Below are 21,683 nucleotides of genomic sequence, written 5' to 3' on the forward strand. Positions count from 1 at the left end.
GATCGAAGAAAGTGAAAGCGCGCTAATCGATGTCATGCCTGTCTGTTCAGGATGTGGTCGAGCGCGAGACTACAGCGGCGCTATCTCACAACTTGAGATCAGACAATCGATTCCCTGGAAAGGGAGGCCGGGGAACGCATTCTAGATAGGTGCCGGGATGGTCACTGGCATGACGGCGTGGCATGCGGTACAAATCGAAAAATAGGCTGCCAGTGCTGGTTTGGGTCCTGGCTTAGTACTCACATGGATTGGAGATGGAGCTTGGTGAGTGCGCTTAGAACGCAGCGAGGGCAATTTGGATGTCTACTGAGGTGATCTTGGATCGGCAAGCCTATAGGCACTATGCCCCTAGCGAGTTGCATGATCACTTTGCTGCTTTTGACAGGTTGCTCGCGTCAGCGGTTCGCCGGGATCGCGGCACGGCTACGCTGGTTGCCAATCCGTTGCATCTATTTTCTGCGAAAAAGCGATACCCGGTCATCCACCTTGTTGCCATGAAAGACAGGGAACGATGGCGCTATTTCCAGCTTCCCTTTGCAACCTACGCGATCAGAGAGGGGCATCGCTTTGTCAGCGAGGATGGGGCTTCAACGAAGGCAATAGCTCAACCCCAATTCTGTTTTGAAGTCGTAGCTGACCCTTCTCTCAACGTCTTCGAAACGATGAAAGGTCGGTCCTATGCCTCGGCAGATGAGTTGCGTGCCGATGCTGAACTTATGCGAAAGTTTAACGAAGGCGGGAAAGATGTTGCGATCCCCTCAGTGTTGCTCACAGCCCCTATTGCACTGCTTAGGCGAGGAGTCGCCGGGCGTTTCTTGCAACAAAAATACACGCTCTATCAACATATCTTCGGCTCTGGGGCGGAATACCCCAATGATGGCCCGTTCTATATAGGCATCACATCACGAGACTGGAAGAAGCGTTGGAGGGAGCACTGGGCCGCTATACAGCGCGGTTCAGGCCACAAGTTTCACAGGGTTTACCGAGAAAGGATGGCGGAGCGCGCCTTGACCTATGTCCATCACAAGGTGATGGGTGTGGCGTCTAGCCTTGACCAGATACAAGACCTGGAGGAGACCTTCGTACAAGGCCACTGGGACGACAGCCGCCTCCTGAACATGATCCCTGGCGGCAAAGCAGGTATCGCCTATCTTCATCGGCACCGAATGCTCGATGAGCGGGTTACGCCTACTCCAGACAAGGTCGAGGGGGCCTTGGAAGAGTGGGCGGAAGACCATCCTCGAAAGGGGAGTCCGGCGCCATGGATTGCTGAGGCTTGGCAGAGGCCTGAATACGCGTCGCAGGTGATCTGCGGTCGGGATGACAGATTGAATGTTGACCAGGTGCTTCAGATCAGGCTTCTGGCCTCAGGCGGTGTCTCGGCCAACGATATTGCAAAAAAAATAGGATCCAGTCCCGAGCGGGTCGAAAAAGTCGTTGACGGAAAGACCTATGCAAGGGTTGGTCGGCTGAAGTAAGTAAGCTATGAGTTTGTGTCACTTGACATGAGTTGGATCTCGACTATTTTTCGTTCGTTGAGAAAATACTGGTGAATCATGTCAAGAAGGCTCTACATCAAAAATGATAATGAAAGCGCTTCGCGCCTTCGAGAGGGAGATGAGCTCTTTCCTCATCAAGGCGAGGATGCATCTTGTAAGTCGAGTCCGCCTCCTTCTCGCTGGAGAGAGGTGGCAAGGGCACCACTCAAAGATGTTGTTTTCGATGAACTTGGATGGGGCGAGCTGACGGGGCCGCCTGGGCGTGGGATGCGAGTTTTTCGGTGGCCTCAGGTGGCGACTGACTCAGAACAAGATCAAGGTTGAATCGGGCTATTTCTGCCTTGGTCAATCCGGCTGCTTCATCCAGTGACGCCACTTCTGTAATGACGATGTCTCGGTTTTGTATGGCAATCCTGTAAAATGATTTAATCGTCTGCCCGGCGCGGTTTAGCCACGAAATTTCGAACAAAGTAACGGCTGACTGTGGGTCAAACATTTTTACAACTGTGGAGCAGAACAAAAATTTGTCTTCGATGAGGCTTTTGAGGACATTTTCACTGCTGTCGCTTTTCAATATTGGCTGGAACTTTTCTAAATTCGAAGCCACTTTTTCTGAATTGGCTCCGATATGCACCTGGATGGCGGCGGACGAGTCCAGTGGAATGCCGATGACGTTGACCGGTCCTTGTTTGGACTTCACATCAAATAGGAAAATGTATTCTTTAGCGTTGGCCAAGTTCATAGTAGCGATTCCTTCCTAGGTGCTGGACGCAGATCGGTGTGAATTCCTTACTTAACCCCATGCGTTGAAAGGCTACGGCCCAGCAAGCTGCTTTAGCAGTGCCAGTGCTTCTTTCTGCTTCCTAGCATCAAGCTGCGATAGCACCAGGATGGCTTCAGCCATTGTGTCGGAGGCAGCAAGAAAGTAAGCCGCTGGAAGATCCAGCAGTTCCGCAAGTCTCTCGATGGTCGCCAGATCGGGCTTGTGCATGCCTCGTTCGTAACGGCTGATGCGGGGAGCCACCGTGTTCGGGTCGTCCACGCCCAAAAGCAATTCCCCAAGCTGCGCCTGCGTCCACCCCTTAGCCACACGGGCGGCGCGAAGACGTTGGCCAAGAACAGTAGGCGTAGGTTGAGGGGCGGGCATCCGAGAACAACAAAGACGTTGACTCCCAGAAGTGTGCCGATCTAAGCTTATCCGGTCATTTGCGTTCAACGCAAATAATCGTCGGAGAGCTTGTCGTATGGATATGAGGTGCTTTGGATTTCTGGGTCTTCTGGCGTTCGCTGCTTCTGCCGACGCTGCGCCGAGCCTCTCTTGCCAACTGCAGAGCGGCCAGTTCAGTGCGGGCGGGGTAGGGCATCCCAAGGTCTCTGAGTTCGTCTGGGCCACGGGTCATGGCTCTGCGATTCCCACCGCTCCCGTGCGAACCAGGATCGGTCGCATCGACCCTGTGGAAGGCCGGGACTACAAGCGCGCTATCAAGCTGGACGGCAAGCCCATTCTGCTGCCTCCGGATACACGAAGCGTTATCGGCTTTGGCAAGGTCTATGACTTCAAGGATGCCGTCGTTTTGGCCTATCTGGGAGAGCGCGATGAAGACTCATCCGCCCGGCCTAGCCAGATCGTGATCGTCATCAACAAGGCAGGGGCACTGATTGATTGGGAGGTACTCCCTGGCACGAGCCTCAACCCGGGCAAGCACTGCTTGCTCATCGACTGAAGGAACACATATGAAGAAGCTTTGGATGGTTTCCGCCGTAGCGCTGCTGGTGGCTTGCTCTGGTGGGCCCGGCAGTGGCGATGTTGAGAAGGCCTTGGCCGTGTATTTTAAGGAAGCGACGGGAACGACGATGACGTTTGAGCACTTGAAGGTAGGAGACTGCGTGCGTGGGGACAGTCCCGGCTACGCGTGCAGTGTCACTGGAACGGCCCGCTACCAGATCGGCACTCGCATTGAGCAGCAGCAGCTCGTTGGCATGTTCGTTATCGACAAAGTTGGCGGCAACTGGACTGTTGTAGACCGTCGCTAACCAAAGCCTCGCCAACTAAAGCTAGGAAGCTTGTATGTGGACCTTGTTCAAGGTAATCCGCTGGATCATCACCGGTCTCGCGCTCTGGTGGCTGTGCGGTGTGGTGTTCGAAGACGGCACAACGGCTGACGGGGCAGTCTTCGGGCTGATGCTGTTCGGGCAACTGGTCTTCTGGCCCCTTGCGCTGTTGTGGGGTTTGCCGTGGCTGTTCCGTCGCCGAACGCCCAAACTGAAGAAGCATAGGCCTGAAGAGTTCGAACCCACGGTATCCCATGATCACATTGCCTTGGACCTGGGCAGGGATGCCATCTGGGTCCGGGACCCTGGGAAGGGCGAGCGCTATCTGCGGCGATCTGAAGTGCTCGCAATCCGCACTGGGGAATACAACTACAAAGGAGTGGTCACCCATCGCCTGGAAGTCCAGGTTCGGGACGTTGTTCATCCGCTCTGGCTGGTTCCTTTCGTGCGTCACTCTGACCGCTGGCTCAGGAGCACAGCGATCAATGAGGCCGAGCGAGATGAGTGGTTCGCTAGGATGAAGGCTTGGTTGCCCTAACCGCGCCTACTCGTCTGCTGTCTCAGCTTCGGCGTTGATTGGGTCTTTCGGGGATATCGGAAGGTTGCTGACTTCACACGACGTTATGAAAGATCGAGTCCGCTCATAAAGTACGGAGTTCTGCTCCCTGAAGTTGGCGTAGTAAAGGATCGCGCTAATTGCGATGCGCTGCTTAAGAGGATCCCAGATGCGAACGCGCTCGATAAGATCGTCTCTCGAAAGTGGCTCCAACCCCATTTTCGCGATGTTCTTGGCAGCATCCCCCTTGAAACCCAGCGCTACGACAAGTCCTAGTGCTTGGTGTTGGGAGATAAGCTTGGAGAACTCACTGAACTCGCCAATGTCATCTTCGTCAACGACATACTGCTTCACCTCTGCAGAGAGGACTAGCTTTTCGCCGTCGCGGGCGTCAATGTCGCCGACGCGCTTCTCGCGCTTGGAGCCCGTCCTTACCTTGCCGACTTCGACTTGTAGATGCGGAGCATCAGCACGGATATAGCCAAACACTGTGCCCTGATACGCAGCACCAGTCGGCTCACCTGCGCGGCTGGTCATGTCAAACGACTGTAAGTATTGCAAGAACAACGGCGGATCTCGCTTGACCGTGGTTGGGTCAATTGCTTGAGATGGCAGTGCTCCTAGAACGTAGTCAATTACGTCCTGCTCAAGCTTGTCCAGCGAGTCGTCGCTAAACGAGAGAATGGCTTCAATCCATGAGACGTAGTCTCGCCAAGCCTGGGTCGCGTGTGGTGCTGAGCTTGGGAAATCATAGCGATGGTTGTCATTCCGAAAGAAGTTGGCGATTGCGTCGTAGTCCTTCCGGATTGCCAGATCCTTTCCATCTACAGTGACCGTGAAGGTGTTTACGCCAGCTCCATTTTTCTTCTGGGTGACGAGCGGGAAGTCCTTGTGGAACTCCGTCAGGCTTGAGTATTTCCCTCCCGTCGCGTTCAGTCTGCGCAAGAAGCGAATGATTGCGATTAGGAGGCCTGGAAGAAACTTACGCTTCTGGCCACCAAAAAAGTTCGCCTTAACATCCGTTAAAATGAGATCCGGTGTGATCTGCTTGGAATTCATGGCAGCTTCGCCAGCTTCTGGATGGCTTCGGAAGCCATCGCAAAGTAGATTGGGTCTCGCTCTGTCCCCAGAGCCTTCAGCCCTAGATGACTGGCAGCGGCCAAAGTGGAGCCGCTGCCCGAAAATGGATCGTAAATGATGCCCTTTCCGAGAGGGAGGACGCCTCGAACTATGTAGCGCATTAGTTTTTGCGGCTTTATAGACGGATGCGGGGCGAGCGCCCTTTCCGGGTCCCTGGCCGGAGCGACCTCGATTAAATCCCTGAAAGGTTCATCCTCAGAGACGCGCCTGAAACCACCAGTGCCCCACTTGCGTAGGTTGGCGGCGACCGTAGGTTGGTCAATTGGCTTACGAAAGATTCCCCATGGTTCCCAGCAGGAGCGCGGCATCACGGACACGTCTGTATATTCTTCCTCGTGTCCTTTCGGTCGATCTCCGCCGCGTAGGGTTTTCACAACCCGGATCAGCTCACCGCGCTTTTCAAAACCAGCTGTTTCAATCGCCGCAAATGTGGTGGTCGATACCAGTGGGTTTGACGCAATCACGATGTGCCCGCCCGGCACCAGAATGCGTCCGGCCTGATATGCGAACGCCTTAAAGAACGTCGTAAGGCGCTCCCTGTCTTTGGCCGTCAGCGTGGTGAAACGCGGCAAGGGGCCGCGCTTTGCCCCGTCAAAGGATGGCGGAATGCGCCAGACTCCCCCAGCCCCTCCACGAAGCTTGTCTACATGCTTTTCGTCGAACTCGACAAGGCCATAGGGCGGATCAGTGACAATTGCATGAATCGAGCATTCCTCGCGCTCGGCCATCCACTGGAGAGCGTCCGCCAAGTAGAGCTCGGCGTGCTTGGTAGGATTCGTATGCGGAAAGTGAACGCGTGATGCCTCAGCTGCTTTGAGCGCCGAGGGCTTGTTAGTACGATTGACGGTAGACATCTGCTTCTTCGTGGGACGGAGCGGAGGCATTGTCCAATTCCCTTGTCTCATGCCAGGAGACGGCCCAAGCCATCCTATTCCCTATTAGGCCACTGGCTTGCGGGATAGGGAAGGGGGTGGGGGGGGCTGGTTGAGCTACGCGGCTGATGGAGCTGTTGTTTGCTTTGGTGTTGCGCGCGTCTTGCCGTGCAGCCTGATCCGCAAGGACAGCGGGCCACTGTCGAGGGCGGGATGCGTGACCTGGTGGGCTCAGGGCGTTCCCGCTGCAGTTGGCAAGCACATGCATTGATGATTTCTGGCGGGTGAGTCCTTAAAGGCAAGAGCGCACTTAGGCATTGCCCTTTGGGCAATGCGTGCGCAAGAGGCTGTGCCCCTTGACCCCCTAAAAAAGCGCTTGCCAAAGCCTAAATCGTAGGCATAAAGGCGAGTGCGGGGGCCAGAACAAGGAGCATCAATGGCCATTTATCACACCAGAGTAAAGACGTTCAGCCGTGCCCAAGGGCACGCATCCACTGCCGCCGCTGCCTACAGGGCGGGGCTGCTCATCATCGATGAGCGCACCGGTCTCCGGCACGACTACCGAAGGCGAGGGGGCGTTGTCGAAACCCGGTGTCTGGCGCCAGATGAAGCGCCCGAGTGGGCTTTCGATCCTCGGCAGCTCTGGCCAGCAGCAGAGGCCTCAGAGCGCCGAAAGGACGCCACTGTCGCTAGAGAGTTCGAGGTGGCCTTGCCACACGAACTGAGCAATGAGCAGCGTTCAGACCTGGCGGCCGAAATATCGCGCTGTCTGGTCCAGCGTTACAGGTTCGCTGTCCAATCCAGCATCCATGAGCCGCAAACGGCAGATGGCCTCAACTATCACGTCCATATCCTGGCCACGACTCGGCGGGTTGACGCAGAAGGGCTGAAGGACAAGACCAGGGAGCTGGATGGTGGCCCCTCAGGTCGAGGGGAAGTGGAATGGATTCGCCAGATGGTAGGGCAGGCCATCAATGCCCATCTTGCTGCTGCAGGTGTCTCGGCCCGTGTCGATCACCGTAGCCTTAAGGACCAAGCGGCGGAGGCCGCAGAGCAAGGGGATGAGCTCACAGCAGCGGAGCTTTCCCGTGCTCCAGGACTTCACATGGGCAAAGACGCGACGGCGCTTCATCGCCGAGGTGCCGATACAGTCCTTAAGCAGGGCAATGACGGAATTGCTCAGGCTAACAGCGCTGCTTGGGATCGCGCCGTCGCTGACTTGGCGGAGCAGGGCAGATTGATGGAACCGGCATCCGATCAAGCCATCTTGGTCGGCCCGGGCGCGGCTCCTTCGCATCCTGCCATCCAAACAATGCTGTCTTCCGACGTGGTGAGCCCTGTGGTTGAAGCGGTGGAGGGAAGTCTGCCAGTTGAAGCGATTGCCGATGACGAGGCGCGGCAGCCACAGGCCACCGCATCCAAGCAGGCGTTGAAGGCTGTGTTAGAAATTTGGGGCGAGGCGTGGATTGAGGCGCTGCGAGATCGGCTTAGATTTACGCGCAGGTTGCTCCGCAGCAGTGCTGCTCTGATATCCACTCACGTCGCAGCGCCCAGGCTCCGTGGCGACTTGGAAGAGCTGCTCGTGCGACTGAAGAAGTTGAAGCGGGACGCTCTACGCTTCAAGCGTAGGCTGAAAGCTGAAGATCGAGCCCACCACTTATTGGCCCAAGCAGAATTTGCCTTGGAGAACTTCGAAAGCCAGAACCCAAGGCCGGGCCTCTTGAATCGGTCGGATTGGTCGCGGCGTCGGGCGCGCCGGGTTCGGGCTTTCGAACTTGGGCGCCTGGAGTATCAACGCGCTCACGAGGCCACTGGCCCCGCCGCTCAGAAGGACTACAACAGCCAGACAGATGAGTCCCTCTCACAGCTGGAGAATTGGAGTGAAGTGTTGCTGCGTAGATATCCAGTGTTGGGGGATGCGCCCACTGACGCTCCTGCAGCGACCATTCCTGCTGATGGCTTGCTAGCAATGAAGCAGGCAAAGGAACGCGGAGTGCGGTTGCATTGATAGGCAAGCGAAGGCCCCGGTGAGCCGGGGCCTCAGCCAACCTCCAGTTTCGCAAACTCAGTGGTAGGTAGGGCCCCGAGTGGGCTTGGACACCGCGCCACGGCGCTCTGAGATCATGTCGCTCAGCTGCACCTCGTCGCGTTCTACCACAGCTTCTCTGACCCTAACGGCAGGTTTTAGAGTGTGGTCGTCAGCAGGAGGCTTAGGGTGTATGCATCGGTTGATCAATTCGTCGGCGATTTCGAGAGCATGGATGATGTCTTCGATCCGCTCTTGAGTGTCTCGGGTTCGGTCTTGTGCGATCAATGGGCACAGCACTCGGCTAGCGATAGCCAATTTTCTTTCTAACGGCATATGAAGCTCCTAACAGTTGAGGGAGCTTTCATAAAACCACCATTTGCGTTGATCGCAATAGTTGTGGCGTTTGTCAGTGCCAATGTTGGCCCGTTAGAGATACTCCTAGACGTTCCATGTAATTCCTGGCGCGGAGATAAGCTATCCCAGCAACTTCTTCAGTGCAGCGAGCTCAAGATTGAAGCTCAAAGATGAGAGCCCTGCTGTCTTGAATTCAGGGGTGATCAGCCCATTGAGCTTTTCTGCAGGGGTGAATTCCCGGCTGTAGACAGGATGATGTTCATCATCAAGCTCGTGGCCGACGATCTGGGCGCGCATTTCTGAGGCGACACCGAAGCCCTGCATCTGCTGGATAACCGTCTTACGCAGGGAATGGAAACCGCGCTTGGCCTTGGGCCAAGTCTTTCCGTGCTCAGCGAGGTGGCGGGTAAAGGCCTTGGATATCCAGTTCCCCGCGCCATTGACGGCATTGGCCTTCGCCTGGGGGAAGAGGCGGCTTGAGGTGGGCAGGCTTGCAACATAGTCGCCGAAGCCCAGGGCAATCAGGTCGGCGTGGATCGGGACAGTCCGGATGCTGGCCTCGCTCTTGAGGCGCTGGTGCTCGCCGTCGTCATTAATATGGATGTAGGCCACGCCTCCCTCCGTTTGCACATCGCTCACCAGCAGCTGCCCAACTTCAGAGGCACGGGCGCCCGTATACAGGCCCAATAACGCTGCCCAGCGCGCGGCAGGTGACAAGGTGGCAAAGGCCGATGGAGCAAAGAGGAGGCTGATCTGCTTCAGGTCGAAGGCCTTGAAGCCCAGCTTGCGCCGCTTACGCTTGGCGCTATTGCCGTATGAGACATGGCTTCGGGCCGGATTGCTGTCTGTGTAGTAGCCAGCGGCAATCAACCAGTCGAAGAAGCCGCCCAAGTAGGACTGTTTGTTCACCCGGGTCGGGGTTGAGATGCCAGCGTCGGCGAGCGACTGATAGAAGTTCGACAGGTCGATCCGATTGATGCTGGGCAAAGGGTAGTCAGGGCCGGTCGTGCGCACGAACCCATCAATGGCCGACTTCTTGATGCTGTAGGTCTTGGGAATGGTGTCTGGCGCAATGGCTTTGAGCCAAAGATCGCGCGCTTCCATCAGCGACAGGACTTTGCTGGGTTGGGGCTTGGAAGAAACTACCGGGGCGGCTGCCGCGCCGAAGAACGCGGGATTGACCCGTCCGATGCTCTCGATGGCGCGAGTCAGCGCCTCGGTGTCTTCGCCTGGCTCCGCTTGGATACGCAGGGTGCCATTGGCGTCTCGTTCGAGGGTGTAGTCCTGGAGCCGTTGTCCCCGAAGCTCCTGGAGCCATTGCTCTGCCGTCTTCTCGCCCATGCCGTTCTTCCTGATGGCGCTGAAGACCTCAGCATAGCGGGCGGCCAGGACCAGGGCGCAAGCCTGGGCGCTGCGCATTTCGCGCGTTCGAAGGCTTCGCTTGAGAATTCGGCAGCCCAGGAGAGGCTGGAGATCGACAGGCACGCGCTGACGGAACGAAAACCCCGCTGGCGTCTTGATCAAGTGATGGGGAACTCTCATCGGGATGTGTCCCGATTTGTGTCCTGCCCCTTGCTGGGCCCAGAAAAGCAAAACCCCTGATTTCTCAGGGGTTTGCAGAGTCTGGCGGAGAGAGGGGGATTCGAACCCCCGAAGCGCGGTTTAGACGCTTACACACTTTCCAGGCGTGCTCCTTCAACCACTCGGACACCTCTCCGAATCCCTGCCATCGGCAAACACCTCAGCAGGGGCGCAGATTCTAGCGGGCGGCGTGGCAGGACACAAGCACCCATTCAGGGCGCCTCGCAGGCGGAGGGGGATGGACAGGCGTGGCACAATGGAGCATCCGATGGAAGACGGTGGCCTGATGTCCTATCTCGTCCTTGCCCGCAAGTGGCGTCCGAAGCGTTTTGCCGAGCTGGTGGGCCAGGAACACGTGGTCCGTGCGCTCAGCAATGCGCTGGACAGTGGCCGGGTCCACCACGCGTTCCTGTTCACCGGTACCCGCGGTGTGGGCAAGACCACCATCGCGCGCATCTTCGCCAAGTCGCTGAACTGCGAGCAGGGCACCAGTGCCGATCCGTGCGGCCAGTGCCCGGCCTGCCTGGACATCGATGCCGGTCGTTACATCGACCTGCTGGAGATCGACGCCGCGTCCAATACCGGCGTGGATGACGTCCGCGAGGTGATCGAGAACGCGCAGTACATGCCCTCGCGCGGCAAGTACAAGGTCTACCTGATCGACGAAGTGCACATGCTCTCGAAGGCGGCGTTCAACGCGCTGCTGAAGACGCTGGAAGAGCCGCCGGAGCACGTCAAGTTCCTGCTGGCCACCACCGATCCGCAGAAGCTGCCAGTCACCGTGCTCAGCCGCTGCCTGCAGTTCAACCTCAAGCGCCTGGATGAGGACCAGATCCAGGGGCAGATGACCCGCATCCTTGCGGCCGAGGAGATCGAAGCCGACGGCAGTGCCATCGTGCAGCTGGCCAAGGCCGCCGACGGCAGTCTGCGCGACGGTCTGTCGCTGCTGGACCAGGCCATCGCCTACGCCGGTGGTGCGCTGCGCGACGATGTGGTGCGCACCATGCTGGGGACCGTCGATCGCACCCAGGTGGCAGCGATGCTCGATGCCCTCGCCGAAGGTGACGGTTCGCGCCTGTTGCAGGTGGTGGCGGCACTGGCGGAATTCTCGCCGGACTGGAGTGGCGTGCTGGAGGCCTTGGCCGAAGGCCTGCATCGCATCCAGGTGCAGCAGCTGGTACCGGGTGTTGCCGCTGCGGCTGAAGGCCTGGATGCGGCAGCATTCGCCGGGCGGCTGCGTCCGGAGGTGGTGCAGCTCTGGTATCAGATGGCCCTGAACGGCCGTCGCGACCTGTCGCTGGCGCCGAGCCCGCGCGCGGGCTTTGAAATGGCCGTGCTGCGCATGCTGGCGTTCCGCCCGGCAGCGTCGGTGCCGCCGGTGCCGCGTTCGGTGGATGCCGCCGGCGGTGCCGCCGGGGGGGCGATGCCCGGTGGTGGGGCGGGTGCTGGCAGCCAGGAAATGGCCCCGGTGGCCGCCGCTGCCGCGATCCCGGCCCGCGTGCCTGCGCAGGCCGCCCCACGCGAACCCGACCCGGAGCCCGAGCCGGCGCCTGAACCCGAACCTGATCCGACGCCTGAGCCGAAGCCGGTTCCGGTTGAAGAACCGGTGTCGCCACCGCCGGTCAAGGCCGACGGCATCCCGGTGCCGGTGGCCGTCGATGATCTTCCGCCGTGGGCCACGGACGAGGCCGAGGCCCGCGACCAGGCACTGGCTGCGGATGTCGCCACGCCGGACGCGGCCATGGTCGCGCCCTGGCATGAGCCGTCGCCTCCGGTCGCTGCATCAGCCGCGCCCGAGCGTCCGTTCCGTTCCGAGGGCATCGTCATCGCTCCACCTGCGCCCGTCGCGTCGGCGGAGACGGGCGCGCGGGCTGACATCGGCGAGCTGGCGACGGCGGAAGACTGGCTGGACCTGGTCGCCAACAGCGGCCTGAGCGGGCCTTCACGGCAGCTTGCGGCCAATGCCGCCTTCATCTCCTGCCGGCAGGGGACCTTGAAACTGGGGCTTTCGCCCGGATTTGAGTACCTGCGCTCGGAACGCGCGCTGGCCGCTCTTGGCGAAATGCTGGAAAAGGCCTTGGGGCACGCGCTGAAGATCGTGGTCGAGACCGTGGAAACCGAACACGTTCCGGCCGAGACCCTGCACCAGCGCGCCGATCGCCAGCGCGGCGAGCGGCAACAGGTGGCAGAGGCTGTTTTCATGGACGATCCGGAAGTGCAGGTGCTGATCCAGCAACACGGCGCCCGGATCGTTTCCGATTCCATCCGTTCTTTTGACGAGTAAGACACTATGCGCGGCAACATCGCCCAACTGATGCAGCAGGCCCAGAAGATGCAGGAGAACCTGCAGAAGGCCCAGGAAGAAATCGCCAGGATCGAAGTGACCGGCAGTGCCGGCGGTGGCATGGTCAGCGTGACGCTGACCGGTGCCAAGGAGTGCCGCAAGGTGCGCATCGACCCGTCGCTGGCCAGTGACCCGGAGATGCTGGAAGACCTGATCGCCGCGGCGTTCAACGATGCCTCCAACAAGATCGATGCCGAATCGAAGTCGAAGATGGGCTCGGCTACCGCCGGCATGCAGCTTCCGCCGGGCATGAAGCTGCCGTTCTGATCGTCGGCGCGGTGCCCGCCTTGCCGGGTGCCGCGCACACCCATAAGGCCAGAAGCTGCCGTGTCCGCACCCCTGCTTGAACAATTGATCGATGCGCTGCGGGTGCTGCCTGGCGTGGGCCAGAAGACCGCGCAGCGCATGGCCTACCACCTGCTGGAACGCGAACGCGACGGCGGCCAGCGCCTGGCCGAGGTGTTGGCGCTGGCCGTAGAGCGCATCGGCCACTGCGCGCAGTGCCGCGATTTCAGTGAAACCGAACTGTGCCCGACCTGCGCCAACGGCAGCCGCGAGCGCAGCCAGCTGTGCGTGGTGGAATCGCCCGCCGACCGCCTTGCCATCGAGAATGCCACCGGCTTCCGGGGTGTCTACTTCGTGCTGCAGGGGCGTCTGTCGCCGCTCGACGGCATCGGTCCGCGCGACCTGGGCCTGGAGCAGCTGGAGCAGCGCCTTGGCGAAGGCGAAGTGCAGGAGCTGATCATCGCCACCAGCGCCACCGTCGAGGGAGAGGCCACCGCGCATTATCTGGCGCAGCTGGCGCGGTCCCGCCAAGTCCGGCCGAGCCGGTTGGCGCAGGGGCTGCCGCTGGGGGGCGAACTGGAATACGTGGATCGCGGCACGCTGTCGCACGCGTTCGGCACCCGCAGCGAATTCCGCGATTGATGGCCTGGCCCTTTGAAGGGCGGGGTTGCCTACAATGCAGGCGACGTTTCCGCCGAGGCCGACCATGAGCAACGAAACCCTTTTCAGCAGGATCATCCGTCGCGAGATTCCGGCCACCATCGTCTATGAAGACGAGGACGTGCTGGGCTTCAAGGACATCGCGCCGCAGGCGCCGGTGCACGTGCTGTTCATTCCGAAGAATGAAATCATTCCGACCCTGGACGACCTGCAGCCTTCGCAGGCGCACCTGATCGGCAAGCTGGCCCTGGCGGCGGCCGAGTATGCGCGCCGCGAGGGCTTTGCCGAGCAGGGCTACCGCATCGTGATGAACTGCCGCGAGGATGCAGGGCAGACCGTGTTCCACATCCACATGCACCTGCTGGCCGGCGCGCCGCTGGGCCATTTCGGTGCGCCCGGGAAGTAAGCGCCCGCCGGTGCGATGCCGTGCAAGCAGAAGGCCGCCCGGTGGGCGGCCTTCTGCGTCATGCGTACCGGAGGGGTGTTACCACCAGCCCCAGCGGCCGTAGCCCCAGTACGGGCCATACGGGCCCGGGCCCCAGGGGCCATAGGGGTAGGGCACGACGTCGACCTGTCGCTGCTCCGGCCACAGGTAGATCACATCGGCCGACAGCTTCGGCAGGCGATAGTCGTACTCGCCGATGCGGGTGTTCTGGTAACCATCGATCTTGCCGATGAAGGTCACGTCACGGCCAGGCTCAAACACCGCCGGATCGTAGAAGCCGGAGCGGCAGGCGATGAAGCGGCCGTCGCTGGCATCGAACGAGGTGGTGTTCGGGCGGCCGGAGGCGTTGAGCGGGCGCGAGATCATCTGGAAACAGGTCTCGCCCTGGCCGGGCTTGGTTTCGATGATGCGGCCGCCCCAGCGCACGGGCGTGCCGACCTGCTGGGTGGCGACCGAGTCGCGGGGGGAGACCATGCTGAACTGTCCCTGCAGCGGCTTTGGGGCCGTGGCGCAGGCCGACAGGGCCAGCGTGGCCACAGCGGTGAGAAGGAACTTGGTGTTCATGGGGAGGCTCCGGAAGTCGGGCGATGCCTGCGCAGGTCCCGCAATAATGAAGCGAGGTCGGTGCAAGTTCCAGCGTAGCGCGCGTCGGCGAAACGCTGGCTGAGTGCCAGCAGGGCCGGATCGGGCCGGCACGCATGGACGCGACGGGCCCAGAGCAGTGCCGGCTCGTGCGGTTCGCGGGCCAGGCCGAGCCGGGCGTAGCGCCGGCCCAGGCGGTGCCAGGCGCGCAGCAGCGGGTCGCGTTCGCGCTCGCCCCGGGCCAGCAGCCATGCCATCCACAGCACGGCTGCCAACGCGGCCATCACGAAGCCTGACAGCAACTGTCCCGGCGCGATGTCGTCCAGACCCAGGGGCTTGAACAGCTGCTGCTGGCGGCGCGCATCGAAGGACAGCACCAGGTCGTTCCAGCCACGGCGCAGCCAGTCGCCCATCTGACCCAGCTGCAGCCAGCGCTGCTGCAGCGGATTGCCGGCGTCTGCCAGCAGGCGATCGTCGAGGGTATCCAGGATGCGTTCGGGGGCGACGGCCGCCGTTGGATCGACCCGCACCCAGCCCCGTTGCGGCAGCCAGACCTCGGCCCAGGCGTGGGCATCCATCCGCCGCACAACCCAGTAGTCGCCCACCCGGTTGCGCGTGCCGCCGGCGAAGCCGGTCACCACGCGGGCCGGAATGCCTGCGTTGCGCATCAGCACCACGAAGGCCGAGCTGAAGTGCTCGCAGAAGCCTGCCTTGTAGCCGAACAGGAATTCATCGATGGGGTCGCGGCCGGCCACGGGCGTGTCCAGCGTGTAGGAGAAATCGGTGGTGATCCACTGCAGTGCGCGACGTACCACGGCCTCATCGTTGCTGCCCGCCTCCTGCCGCCACTGCCGGGCGAGGGTGGCGGTGCGTGGATTGAAGCCGGCCGGCAACTGCAGCGCTGCGCGTCGCAGGTAGGGGGGGAGCGCGCTGTCGAAGTGCTGCGGCGGCGCCGAGTGCAGGCGCCACCGGCTCAGCGCCGACAGCGTGCGGTCGCTGAGCAGGCTCATGTCCGCATCCAGCGTGCTGCCTTCCGGCGCACGGGTGGGCAGATCCAGTGCCACCAGCTGGCGGCGGTCGGTCGGTTCGTAGTCGATCTGGTAGTCCCAGCCGCGCGCACCGGCATCGACGATCGCGGGTGGGCGCTGCGTGCGGGCACGGTCACGGGTCCATCGTCGGCCATCGAAGTCGGTCAACACCGGTCCTCGCCAGTAGCGCTGGTCCGGCTCGGGTACGGCGCCGAAGAACTGCACCCGCAGCGCAGGTGTGTCGTCGGCCATCAGGTCCAGCCACTGCCCCGGCTCCATGCTGTCGGACAGGCCCGGCGTACTGACCGCGCGTTCGGGTACGCCCCACAGCGGCGTGGACAGACGCGGAAACAGCCAGAACGACGCCAGCGCCAGTGGCAGGCCCAGCGCCAGCAGCCGGCCGACGTCCTTCAGCTGGCCGCGCAACGGCAAAGCGTCGGCGTGGCCCTCGCCCTGTGCCAGGCGCTGCAGAGCCAGCAGTGCACAAAGGCCGGCCAGCGCCGCCAGCAGCGTGGTCAGCGGGCCCTGGTCCAGCAGGAAGGCGGCGAATGGCGAGAACAGCGCAAAGCCCAGCAGGCTGCGTGCATCGCGCAGGCTGCGCAGCTCGCTGGACTTGATTGCAAGCATCGCGGCGAGCAGTGCGCAGCCGGTATCGCGTCCGGGGCGGACCAGGCCCATCTGCCAGACGATGGCGGCCAGCATGCCCAGCACGAGCAGCAGGCGCACCGGCATCGGCAACACGCGTCGCCACGACAGCGCGGCCGTCATCAGCGCAGCCAGCGCGATCACCGTGGCGAGCATCGGCGGCAACTGCAGCAGCAACGGCAGCAGCGCAAGCGCAGCGCTGGCCAGGGTCCAGGTGCGGGCGTTGCGGTCGAGCGTGGGCGCGGCGTCAGTCATGCGGCATCAGCGCCAACGCGCGCAGGCAGAGATGGTGATGGCTGGCGCCCTGTCCCGGCCCCAGTGGCGGATGCGAGGGCAGCAGCAGGGTGTAGCGGCGACCGCCGCGTTCGGCCATGTCGATCCAGCGCGCCAAGCGTGCGATGCGCGCTTCGGTCGGCAGTGGCGCCAGCGTGTGCCAGTCCAGCACGACCTCGATGCCGACCGGCTTTTCGTACTCACGGACCAGCAGGCTGTCGCGGCGCGCGGAGTGCTTCCAGGCAATGCTGCGGGGGGCGTCTCCGGCGCGGTAGGGGCGCAGCTGGTGCAGCTCTTCGCCGCTGGCGTGCGCGCGGGTGTGCAATGGATCGTTGCCGCGTTCGGGCAGCGCGGGGGCCACCGCTTCGGCCACGGGATACACCAGCAATGGCTGTTCCGGCCACACCCACGACCACGCACGGACCAGGCCCAGCGGTTGCGTGATGGACAGGCGGATGCGCGACAGCTCCCGCCAGCCGCGACGCTCGCTGGGGACGTCCAGCTCCACTTCGCCGCGCCCTTGTGCCGGCAGCGAGGTCCAGGCCTGGCTGTCGCCCAGTTGCAGGTGCAGCCCCTGTCGTGGCCGCGGATCACGCAGCGACAGGTCCACGCGCAGCCGCAGCGGCTGGCCGGCAGGCACCGGCTCGGCGGAGATCGCATCGATCTGCACGCCCGACAACTGCAGGTGCGCGGCAATGGCGCTGGCTATTGCCGCCGCCGCCAGCAGCAACGCCAGCAGCAACGCGGGGTTGTTGTTGTAGTTCAGCGCACCCAGCAGCATCGCCGACAGCAGCGTGGCGACGAACAGGCCGAAGCGCGTCGGCAGCACGTAGATGCGGTGGCGGTTCAACCGCTGCGGCAGTGCTTCCGGCGCACGCGGGCGTGCCAGCAGCTGCAGCCGCGCCCAGCGCGAGGCCACGCTCAGTCCACCGTGACGGTCTGCAGGATCGCGCGTGCCAGCGCAGGCCCGGAGCTGGACTCGGCTTCGGCCACCAGTCGATGCCCCGCCACCGCCACGAACAGCGTCTGCACGTCTTCGGGAATGACATGGCTGCGGCCGAGCAGCAGCGCATGCGCCCGGGCTGCACGCAGCAGCGCCAGGCCGGCACGAGGCGACAGCCCTACGCGCACGCCTGCATGCTGGCGGCTGCGGGTCAGCAGGGCCTGCACGTAGTCGACCAGCGCGTCGCTGGCGTGGACCTGGCCTACGGCCTCACGCAATGCCCGCACCTGCACTTCGTCCAGTTTCGGCATCGCACGTGCGATCAGGTCGCGGCGATCGGTGCCGCGCAGCAGCTCGCGCTCGGCCTGCGGGCTGGGATAGCCCATCGCCAGCCGCAGCAGGAAACGGTCCAGCTGCGAGTCGGGCAAGGGGAACGTGCCCGACAGGTCCACCGGATTCTGGGTGGCGATCACGAAGAAGGGGTCCGGCAGCGCATGCGTCTGTCCATCCAGTGTCACCTGCTGTTCGGCCATGGCCTCCAGCAGCGCGCTCTGCGTGCGTGGTGGCGCGCGGTTGATTTCATCGGCCAGCAGCACATGGGTGAACACCGGGCCGGGATGGAACTGGAACTGGCGACTGCCTGCCTCATACACCGATACGCCAAGCACATCGGCCGGCAACAGGTCCGAGGTGAACTGCACGCGCTGGAAGCCCAGGCCCAGACTGCTGGCCAGCGCGTGGGCCAGCGTGGTCTTGCCGAGGCCGGGCAGGTCCTCGATCAGCAGATGTCCACCGGACAGCAGAGCGACGAAGGCGAGCCGCACTTCCGGAACCTTGCCCAGCACCAGCGCGTTGACCTGATCCTGGGCCTCCCGCAGGGACTGGCGCAGTTGATCGGTTAGCATGCTGGGACTGGGGGACGAAGCTGGCATGATCGTCTCTGATCTGGAATCTCTTCGATTATCCATAGAGCAATGCAGGGCGAACAGCGCGCACGGACGATTTTTCTCTGGTTATGGACGCTGGTCACAGCGGCCAAGCTGGTGGTGGCCGCGCGCCTGCCACTGTTCGTCGATGAAGCGTTCTACTGGCAGGAAGGCCAGCACCTGGCGGCGGCCTATTCCGATCTGCCGGGCCTGACCGCGTGGATGGCGCGGCTGGGCGTGGAGATCGGCGGTCATCACGTGCTGGCCCTGCGCCTGCCGTTCCTGGCGATCGGTGCGTTGCTGCCCTGGCTGGTTTCGCGCATCGCCACGCGCTGGTTCGGTGCGGTGGCCGGTTGGCAGGCAGGCAGCCTTACTCTGCTGATGCCACTGTCGGCCACACTGGGTCTGCTGGCGGTGCCGGACGTCCCCATGGCGCTGGCGGCCGTGCTGTGCCTGCACGCGGGTGCGCGCCTGCTGCACAACGTGGACGCATCATCGGCGATGAAGCTGGCGTTGGGCCTGCTGATCGGTGCGCTCAGCCACTATCGCTTCATCGGCGTGATCGGCGTCGGCTTCATCGCGTTGCTGGCGTTGCCGCAGGGCCGGCGCATGCTGGCCGATCCGCGGGTCTGGGTCGCGCTGGCCATCGGTGTACTGGCCTGGTTGCCGTTGCTGGCGTGGAATGCGGACAACCACGATGCCGGGCTGAAGTTCCAGGTGGTCGAGCGCCATCCCTGGGCGTTCGAGTGGGGTGGGCTGTGGTTCCTGGTGATCCAGCCGATGCTGGTCACCCCCATCCTGTGCATCGCGATGTGGAAGGTGGCGCTGGCCGGCACGCGCAGCGGTGGTGGTGCGCGCGTGCAGTGGCGCTACTTCGGGCTGGTGGGCGGCGTATCGACGCTGGGCATCTTCCTGCTGGGGTTCTTCACCGATGTCGAGCGCATCAGTTTCCACTGGCCGCTGCCGGGCTACCTGGCGCTGCTGGTCGCGGTACCGGTGGTGCTCAATGGATGGCCGCGCTGGCTGCGCAGGACAGGGTGGTGGCTGGCAGGGCTGGGCATGGTGCTGGCGTTCGGCTACTACCTGATGGCATCCACGCCGGCACTGCGCGAGCAGATGGCCGGCAGCAAGTACTACCCGCGCAATTTCGCCGGCTGGGAGCCGTTGGCCACGGCGGTCCGCGAGGAACTGCAGCAGATGCCGGAAGGCACGCGTGTCCTGGCCGGCAACTTCAAGGTGGGGGCCGAGCTGGGCTTCCAGCTGGGCGATGGCGATATCGAAGTGTTGCCGCACCCGCTCAACGACAAGCATGGCCGCACGGCGCAGCTGGCGCAGTGGAACCTGGTGCATGCCGGTGAGCGCACCGCGCCCATGCTGCTGGTGCTGTCACCCAGCGACCAGCGGTACCGCGAGCTGCTGGACCGCTATCACGCGGTCTGCGAACAGGTGGGGCCGCTGCCGGCACCACGGATTGTCAGCAGTGACCACGGCTTCCAGCGCTTCCTGCTGTTCCGCCTGCCGGCGCAGCGCGCGCCGGGGCCCTGCGTGACGCCGGCGATGGCGTGGCTGGATGCGCCGTCCAATGGCGAGAAGGTGTCCGGCACGCTGGCGATCCGGGGCTGGGCCTTCAAGGACGGCGTCGGCCTGGCGCGCGTGGAGGTGCTGGTCGATGGCCGCTCGATCGGCGATGCACGCTACGGTCGCGAGTTCGACCTGCGCCCGGCCTGGCCGGACAGCACCGATCCGCAGCATCCGGCCGTGGGCTTCGATGCCAGCCTCGATACCTCCGTGCTGGCACCGGGCAAGCACTGGCTGGGCCTGCGCCTGTACGGCCACGACGGCAGCGTGGAAGCATGGCAGGAGCAGCCGTTCGTGGTGGAGAAGCGCTGAAGGCGCTACCCCGGGGCTCAGGGCACCCGGAATCCGGCCCTGCGCAGCAGGCTGCACAGGGCGATCAGGGGCAGGCCGACCAGCGCGGTGGGATCGCGGCTGTCGATGGCTTCGAACAGGCTGATGCCCAGTCCTTCGCATTTGAAGCTGCCGGCACAGTCAAGGGGCTGCTCGGCAGCGACATAACGGGCGATTTCCGCGGCATCAAGATGACGGAAGCGCACTTCGGTCAGATCCAGCGCTGCAAACGATTCTCCGTCCCGCGTGAGATTGAGGGCGGTGTGGAAGCGTACGGTGCGTCCGGCCATGGCCGCCAACTGCGCACAGGCGGCATCGACCGTGCCTGGCTTGCCCAGCGGCCGGCCTTCCAGATCGGCGACCTGGTCCGAGCCGATCACCCAGGCGCCCGGGTGGTGGGCGGCCACATCGGCCGCCTTGGCCGCGGCCAGCCGTACCGCCAGATCCAGCGGGGCTTCGCCGTTCAACGGCGTTTCATCCACCTGCGGGCGCGCGCAGTCGAAGGGCAGGGCCAGCCGCTGCAGCAGTTCGCGGCGGTAGCGGGAGGTGGAGGCCAGGACCAGGGTCATGCAACAATACCGGGGCAGGGTGCGGCAGTCTGGCCCGGCCTGACCGCCAGCGGCAAGCCTCATGTGGCGGGCATTTGACAGCTGCCGCCCGGATCCTTAGTATTCAGCGGCTTATGTCCGCGAACGTGCCCGAAACGCTGGATGCCTGGCGGATGGTTGTAGCGCGAAGGCGCTTCGACGGTCAGGTGTCCCTGACTGAATTGACCCGCCTGCAGGGGTTGGTCGCAGATACCGACGGCGAGTGCGTGTACTCGCTTGAGTTCGGTCGCGACGACGTCTTGCGGGTATCCTATGTGGAACTGACCATCGACACCGCGCTGCCGCTGACCTGTCAGCGCAGCATGCAGCGATTCCTGTTGCCGGTGAAGGTGACCCAGAGGCTTGGCCTGATCCGCGACGAGGACGAGGAATCGTCCCTGCCGGAGGAGTACGAGGCGTTGCTGGTGCCGGAAGATGGCCAGCTGCGTCCGCTGGACCTGGTCGAGGACGAACTGGTGCTGGCGGTGCCGGTGGTACCGCTGTCACCCGACGGTGAAGCAGTCGACAAGGACTGGGCACCGAGCGAAGAAGAAACGAAGAAGGCCAACCCGTTCGCGGCGTTGGCGGCGTTGAAGAAACAATAGCAGCCGGTTGTCGTCGGCGGCTGCGGCGAAAGCGAAAAGTGTGCTGGGCGCTGGCGTCCTGTGCGACGAAACGACGAAGCAAAACGAACCGAGTTTGGAGCAATCCCATGGCTGTCCAGAAATCCCGTGTTACCCCGTCCCGTCGCGGCCAGCGTCGTTCGCATGACGCCCTGAGCGCCAAGCAGCTGTCGACCGACCCGACCACCGGTGAAGTGCATCTGCGTCACCACATCACTGCCGACGGTTTCTACCGTGGCAAGAAGGTCATCCAGACCAAGACCTCGGCCGTCGAAGAAGATTGATGTGCCGGGAAGGCCGCTGCCCGACGGGCAGCGGCCTTTGCCTTCTTTCCCCGGGCGTGCCGGTGAT

At 62.8% G+C, this 21,683-nt stretch carries 22 protein-coding genes, 1 tRNA gene and 1 pseudogene; 12 read left to right on the plus strand and 12 right to left on the minus strand.

The window, feature by feature from the left end:
- Positions 1-299 precede the first annotated feature (299 nt).
- On the plus strand, positions 300-1,478 hold the full coding sequence (locus ACZLIF_RS04585; protein WP_478462368.1) for a GIY-YIG nuclease family protein: 1,179 nt from the start codon (positions 300-302) through the stop codon (positions 1,476-1,478).
- Positions 1,479-1,704: 226 nt separating this feature from the next.
- On the opposite strand, the gene ACZLIF_RS04590 is transcribed toward ACZLIF_RS04585, so the two are convergent.
- From ACZLIF_RS04590 to ACZLIF_RS04600, 3 genes and pseudogenes are all read right to left on the minus strand, one after another.
- On the minus strand, positions 1,705-2,241 hold the full coding sequence (locus ACZLIF_RS04590) for a hypothetical protein (protein ID WP_478462369.1): 537 nt from the start codon (positions 2,239-2,241) through the stop codon (positions 1,705-1,707).
- A 72-nt stretch (positions 2,242-2,313) separates the two neighbouring features.
- Positions 2,314-2,490, minus strand: coding sequence for a helix-turn-helix domain-containing protein (locus ACZLIF_RS04595; protein ID WP_478462616.1), 177 nt, complete (start codon positions 2,488-2,490; stop codon positions 2,314-2,316).
- Positions 2,491-2,646 (minus strand): annotated as a pseudogene (locus ACZLIF_RS04600) (helix-turn-helix domain-containing protein); the annotation flags it as partial.
- Positions 2,647-2,743: 97 nt separating this feature from the next.
- Between ACZLIF_RS04600 and ACZLIF_RS04605 the strand changes: the two are divergent.
- Genes ACZLIF_RS04605 through ACZLIF_RS04615 form a run of 3 tightly spaced genes read left to right on the plus strand, consistent with a single transcriptional unit; the run spans position 2,744 to position 4,089 of the window.
- Entirely contained in the window at positions 2,744-3,223 is a 480-nt protein-coding gene (locus ACZLIF_RS04605; protein ID WP_478462370.1) for a hypothetical protein, read from the plus strand.
- A gap of 10 nt (positions 3,224-3,233) precedes the next feature.
- Entirely contained in the window at positions 3,234-3,533 is a 300-nt protein-coding gene (locus ACZLIF_RS04610; protein WP_478462371.1) for a hypothetical protein, read from the plus strand.
- Between the two features lie 34 nt (positions 3,534-3,567).
- Entirely contained in the window at positions 3,568-4,089 is a 522-nt protein-coding gene (locus tag ACZLIF_RS04615; protein ID WP_478441595.1) for a hypothetical protein, read from the plus strand.
- Between the two features lie 6 nt (positions 4,090-4,095).
- Here the strand turns inward: ACZLIF_RS04615 and ACZLIF_RS04620 are convergent, their stop codons facing one another.
- Complete coding sequence (locus ACZLIF_RS04620) at positions 4,096-5,166, minus strand: hypothetical protein (protein WP_478462373.1); 1,071 nt, start codon at positions 5,164-5,166, stop codon at positions 4,096-4,098.
- The gene (locus tag ACZLIF_RS04625; RefSeq protein WP_128989844.1) at positions 5,163-6,101 is read right to left on the minus strand and encodes a DNA-methyltransferase; all 939 of its coding nucleotides are present in this window, start codon (positions 6,099-6,101) and stop codon (positions 5,163-5,165) included. Before ACZLIF_RS04625 ends, ACZLIF_RS04620 begins: the two co-directional genes overlap by 4 nt.
- Positions 6,102-6,555: 454 nt before the next feature.
- Between ACZLIF_RS04625 and ACZLIF_RS04630 the strand changes: the two genes are divergently transcribed.
- On the plus strand, positions 6,556-8,127 hold the full coding sequence (locus ACZLIF_RS04630; RefSeq protein WP_478462374.1) for a MobA/MobL family protein: 1,572 nt from the start codon (positions 6,556-6,558) through the stop codon (positions 8,125-8,127).
- Positions 8,128-8,622: 495 nt separating this feature from the next.
- Here the strand turns inward: ACZLIF_RS04630 and ACZLIF_RS04635 are convergent, their stop codons facing one another.
- Complete coding sequence (locus ACZLIF_RS04635; protein WP_231522228.1) at positions 8,623-10,044, minus strand: DUF6538 domain-containing protein; 1,422 nt, start codon at positions 10,042-10,044, stop codon at positions 8,623-8,625.
- 82 nt (positions 10,045-10,126) lie between these two features.
- A tRNA-Ser gene (locus ACZLIF_RS04640) sits at positions 10,127-10,219 on the minus strand.
- A gap of 132 nt (positions 10,220-10,351) precedes the next feature.
- Between ACZLIF_RS04640 and dnaX the strand changes: the two genes are divergently transcribed.
- The 4 genes from dnaX to ACZLIF_RS04660 all read left to right on the plus strand — a co-directional run bounded on the left by dnaX (position 10,352) and on the right by ACZLIF_RS04660 (position 13,778).
- On the plus strand, positions 10,352-12,367 hold the full coding sequence (dnaX, locus tag ACZLIF_RS04645) for a DNA polymerase III subunit gamma/tau (RefSeq protein ID WP_128989837.1): 2,016 nt from the start codon (positions 10,352-10,354) through the stop codon (positions 12,365-12,367).
- A gap of 6 nt (positions 12,368-12,373) precedes the next feature.
- Positions 12,374-12,694, plus strand: coding sequence for a YbaB/EbfC family nucleoid-associated protein (locus ACZLIF_RS04650; RefSeq protein ID WP_010483846.1), 321 nt, complete (start codon positions 12,374-12,376; stop codon positions 12,692-12,694).
- Between the two features lie 60 nt (positions 12,695-12,754).
- The gene (gene recR, locus ACZLIF_RS04655; RefSeq protein WP_128989835.1) at positions 12,755-13,354 is read left to right on the plus strand and encodes a recombination mediator RecR; all 600 of its coding nucleotides are present in this window, start codon (positions 12,755-12,757) and stop codon (positions 13,352-13,354) included.
- A 64-nt stretch (positions 13,355-13,418) separates the two neighbouring features.
- Positions 13,419-13,778, plus strand: a complete 360-nt coding sequence (locus ACZLIF_RS04660) for a histidine triad nucleotide-binding protein (protein ID WP_128989833.1) — start codon at positions 13,419-13,421, stop codon at positions 13,776-13,778.
- 78 nt (positions 13,779-13,856) lie between these two features.
- Here the strand turns inward: ACZLIF_RS04660 and ACZLIF_RS04665 are convergent, their stop codons facing one another.
- Genes ACZLIF_RS04665 through ACZLIF_RS04680 form a run of 4 tightly spaced genes read right to left on the minus strand, consistent with a single transcriptional unit; the run spans position 13,857 to position 18,220 of the window.
- Positions 13,857-14,381 (minus strand): Slp family lipoprotein, encoded by a 525-nt coding sequence (locus tag ACZLIF_RS04665; protein WP_128989831.1) that lies wholly within the window; start codon positions 14,379-14,381, stop codon positions 13,857-13,859.
- Positions 14,378-16,327 carry a transglutaminase TgpA family protein gene (locus ACZLIF_RS04670; RefSeq protein WP_128989829.1) on the minus strand — a complete coding sequence of 650 codons (1,950 nt, stop codon included), beginning with the start codon at positions 16,325-16,327 and terminating at the stop codon, positions 14,378-14,380. The genes ACZLIF_RS04665 and ACZLIF_RS04670 overlap by 4 nt, the downstream gene beginning before the upstream one ends.
- Positions 16,320-17,264: a DUF58 domain-containing protein gene (locus ACZLIF_RS04675; RefSeq protein WP_128989827.1), complete on the minus strand. Its 945-nt coding sequence runs from the start codon at positions 17,262-17,264 to the stop codon at positions 16,320-16,322. The genes ACZLIF_RS04670 and ACZLIF_RS04675 overlap by 8 nt, the downstream gene beginning before the upstream one ends.
- A 2-nt stretch (positions 17,265-17,266) precedes the next feature.
- Positions 17,267-18,220, minus strand: a complete 954-nt coding sequence (locus ACZLIF_RS04680) for an AAA family ATPase (protein WP_065175954.1) — start codon at positions 18,218-18,220, stop codon at positions 17,267-17,269.
- 42 nt (positions 18,221-18,262) lie between these two features.
- On the opposite strand from ACZLIF_RS04680, the gene ACZLIF_RS04685 reads away from it, so the two are divergent.
- Positions 18,263-20,104, plus strand: a complete 1,842-nt coding sequence (locus ACZLIF_RS04685) for a glycosyltransferase family 39 protein (protein ID WP_053519089.1) — start codon at positions 18,263-18,265, stop codon at positions 20,102-20,104.
- Between the two features lie 17 nt (positions 20,105-20,121).
- Here the strand turns inward: ACZLIF_RS04685 and ACZLIF_RS04690 are convergent, their stop codons facing one another.
- The gene (locus ACZLIF_RS04690; protein WP_128989825.1) at positions 20,122-20,691 is read right to left on the minus strand and encodes a Maf family protein; all 570 of its coding nucleotides are present in this window, start codon (positions 20,689-20,691) and stop codon (positions 20,122-20,124) included.
- A 113-nt stretch (positions 20,692-20,804) separates the two neighbouring features.
- Here ACZLIF_RS04690 and ACZLIF_RS04695 point away from each other — a divergent pair, with 113 nt between their 5' ends.
- Both ACZLIF_RS04695 and rpmF read left to right on the plus strand, forming a co-directional pair.
- Positions 20,805-21,314 carry a YceD family protein gene (locus tag ACZLIF_RS04695; RefSeq protein WP_128989823.1) on the plus strand — a complete coding sequence of 170 codons (510 nt, stop codon included), beginning with the start codon at positions 20,805-20,807 and terminating at the stop codon, positions 21,312-21,314.
- Between the two features lie 107 nt (positions 21,315-21,421).
- Positions 21,422-21,616, plus strand: a complete 195-nt coding sequence (gene rpmF / locus ACZLIF_RS04700) for a 50S ribosomal protein L32 (protein WP_005408308.1) — start codon at positions 21,422-21,424, stop codon at positions 21,614-21,616.
- The last annotated feature ends 67 nt before the right edge of the window (positions 21,617-21,683 follow it).

This window comes from Stenotrophomonas sp. 2201_Sma, assembly GCF_056486685.1.

Coding starts and splice junctions, on each gene's coding strand:
- ACZLIF_RS04610 (WP_478462371.1), top strand. CDS start 3,234: ATGAAGAAGCTTTGGATGGTTTCCGCCGTAGCGCTGCTGGTGGCTTGC.
- ACZLIF_RS04635 (WP_231522228.1), bottom strand. CDS start 10,044: ATGAGAGTTCCCCATCACTTGATCAAGACGCCAGCGGGGTTTTCGTTC.
- ACZLIF_RS04660 (WP_128989833.1), top strand. CDS start 13,419: ATGAGCAACGAAACCCTTTTCAGCAGGATCATCCGTCGCGAGATTCCG.
- dnaX (WP_128989837.1), top strand. CDS start 10,352: ATGGAAGACGGTGGCCTGATGTCCTATCTCGTCCTTGCCCGCAAGTGG.
- ACZLIF_RS04615 (WP_478441595.1), top strand. CDS start 3,568: ATGTGGACCTTGTTCAAGGTAATCCGCTGGATCATCACCGGTCTCGCG.
- ACZLIF_RS04670 (WP_128989829.1), bottom strand. CDS start 16,327: ATGACTGACGCCGCGCCCACGCTCGACCGCAACGCCCGCACCTGGACC.
- ACZLIF_RS04590 (WP_478462369.1), bottom strand. CDS start 2,241: ATGAACTTGGCCAACGCTAAAGAATACATTTTCCTATTTGATGTGAAG.
- ACZLIF_RS04630 (WP_478462374.1), top strand. CDS start 6,556: ATGGCCATTTATCACACCAGAGTAAAGACGTTCAGCCGTGCCCAAGGG.
- ACZLIF_RS04695 (WP_128989823.1), top strand. CDS start 20,805: ATGTCCGCGAACGTGCCCGAAACGCTGGATGCCTGGCGGATGGTTGTA.
- ACZLIF_RS04625 (WP_128989844.1), bottom strand. CDS start 6,101: ATGTCTACCGTCAATCGTACTAACAAGCCCTCGGCGCTCAAAGCAGCT.
- ACZLIF_RS04620 (WP_478462373.1), bottom strand. CDS start 5,166: ATGAATTCCAAGCAGATCACACCGGATCTCATTTTAACGGATGTTAAG.
- ACZLIF_RS04680 (WP_065175954.1), bottom strand. CDS start 18,220: ATGCCAGCTTCGTCCCCCAGTCCCAGCATGCTAACCGATCAACTGCGC.
- ACZLIF_RS04585 (WP_478462368.1), top strand. CDS start 300: ATGTCTACTGAGGTGATCTTGGATCGGCAAGCCTATAGGCACTATGCC.
- rpmF (WP_005408308.1), top strand. CDS start 21,422: ATGGCTGTCCAGAAATCCCGTGTTACCCCGTCCCGTCGCGGCCAGCGT.
- ACZLIF_RS04685 (WP_053519089.1), top strand. CDS start 18,263: ATGCAGGGCGAACAGCGCGCACGGACGATTTTTCTCTGGTTATGGACG.
- ACZLIF_RS04605 (WP_478462370.1), top strand. CDS start 2,744: ATGGATATGAGGTGCTTTGGATTTCTGGGTCTTCTGGCGTTCGCTGCT.
- ACZLIF_RS04650 (WP_010483846.1), top strand. CDS start 12,374: ATGCGCGGCAACATCGCCCAACTGATGCAGCAGGCCCAGAAGATGCAG.
- ACZLIF_RS04595 (WP_478462616.1), bottom strand. CDS start 2,490: ATGCACAAGCCCGATCTGGCGACCATCGAGAGACTTGCGGAACTGCTG.
- ACZLIF_RS04690 (WP_128989825.1), bottom strand. CDS start 20,691: ATGACCCTGGTCCTGGCCTCCACCTCCCGCTACCGCCGCGAACTGCTG.
- ACZLIF_RS04665 (WP_128989831.1), bottom strand. CDS start 14,381: ATGAACACCAAGTTCCTTCTCACCGCTGTGGCCACGCTGGCCCTGTCG.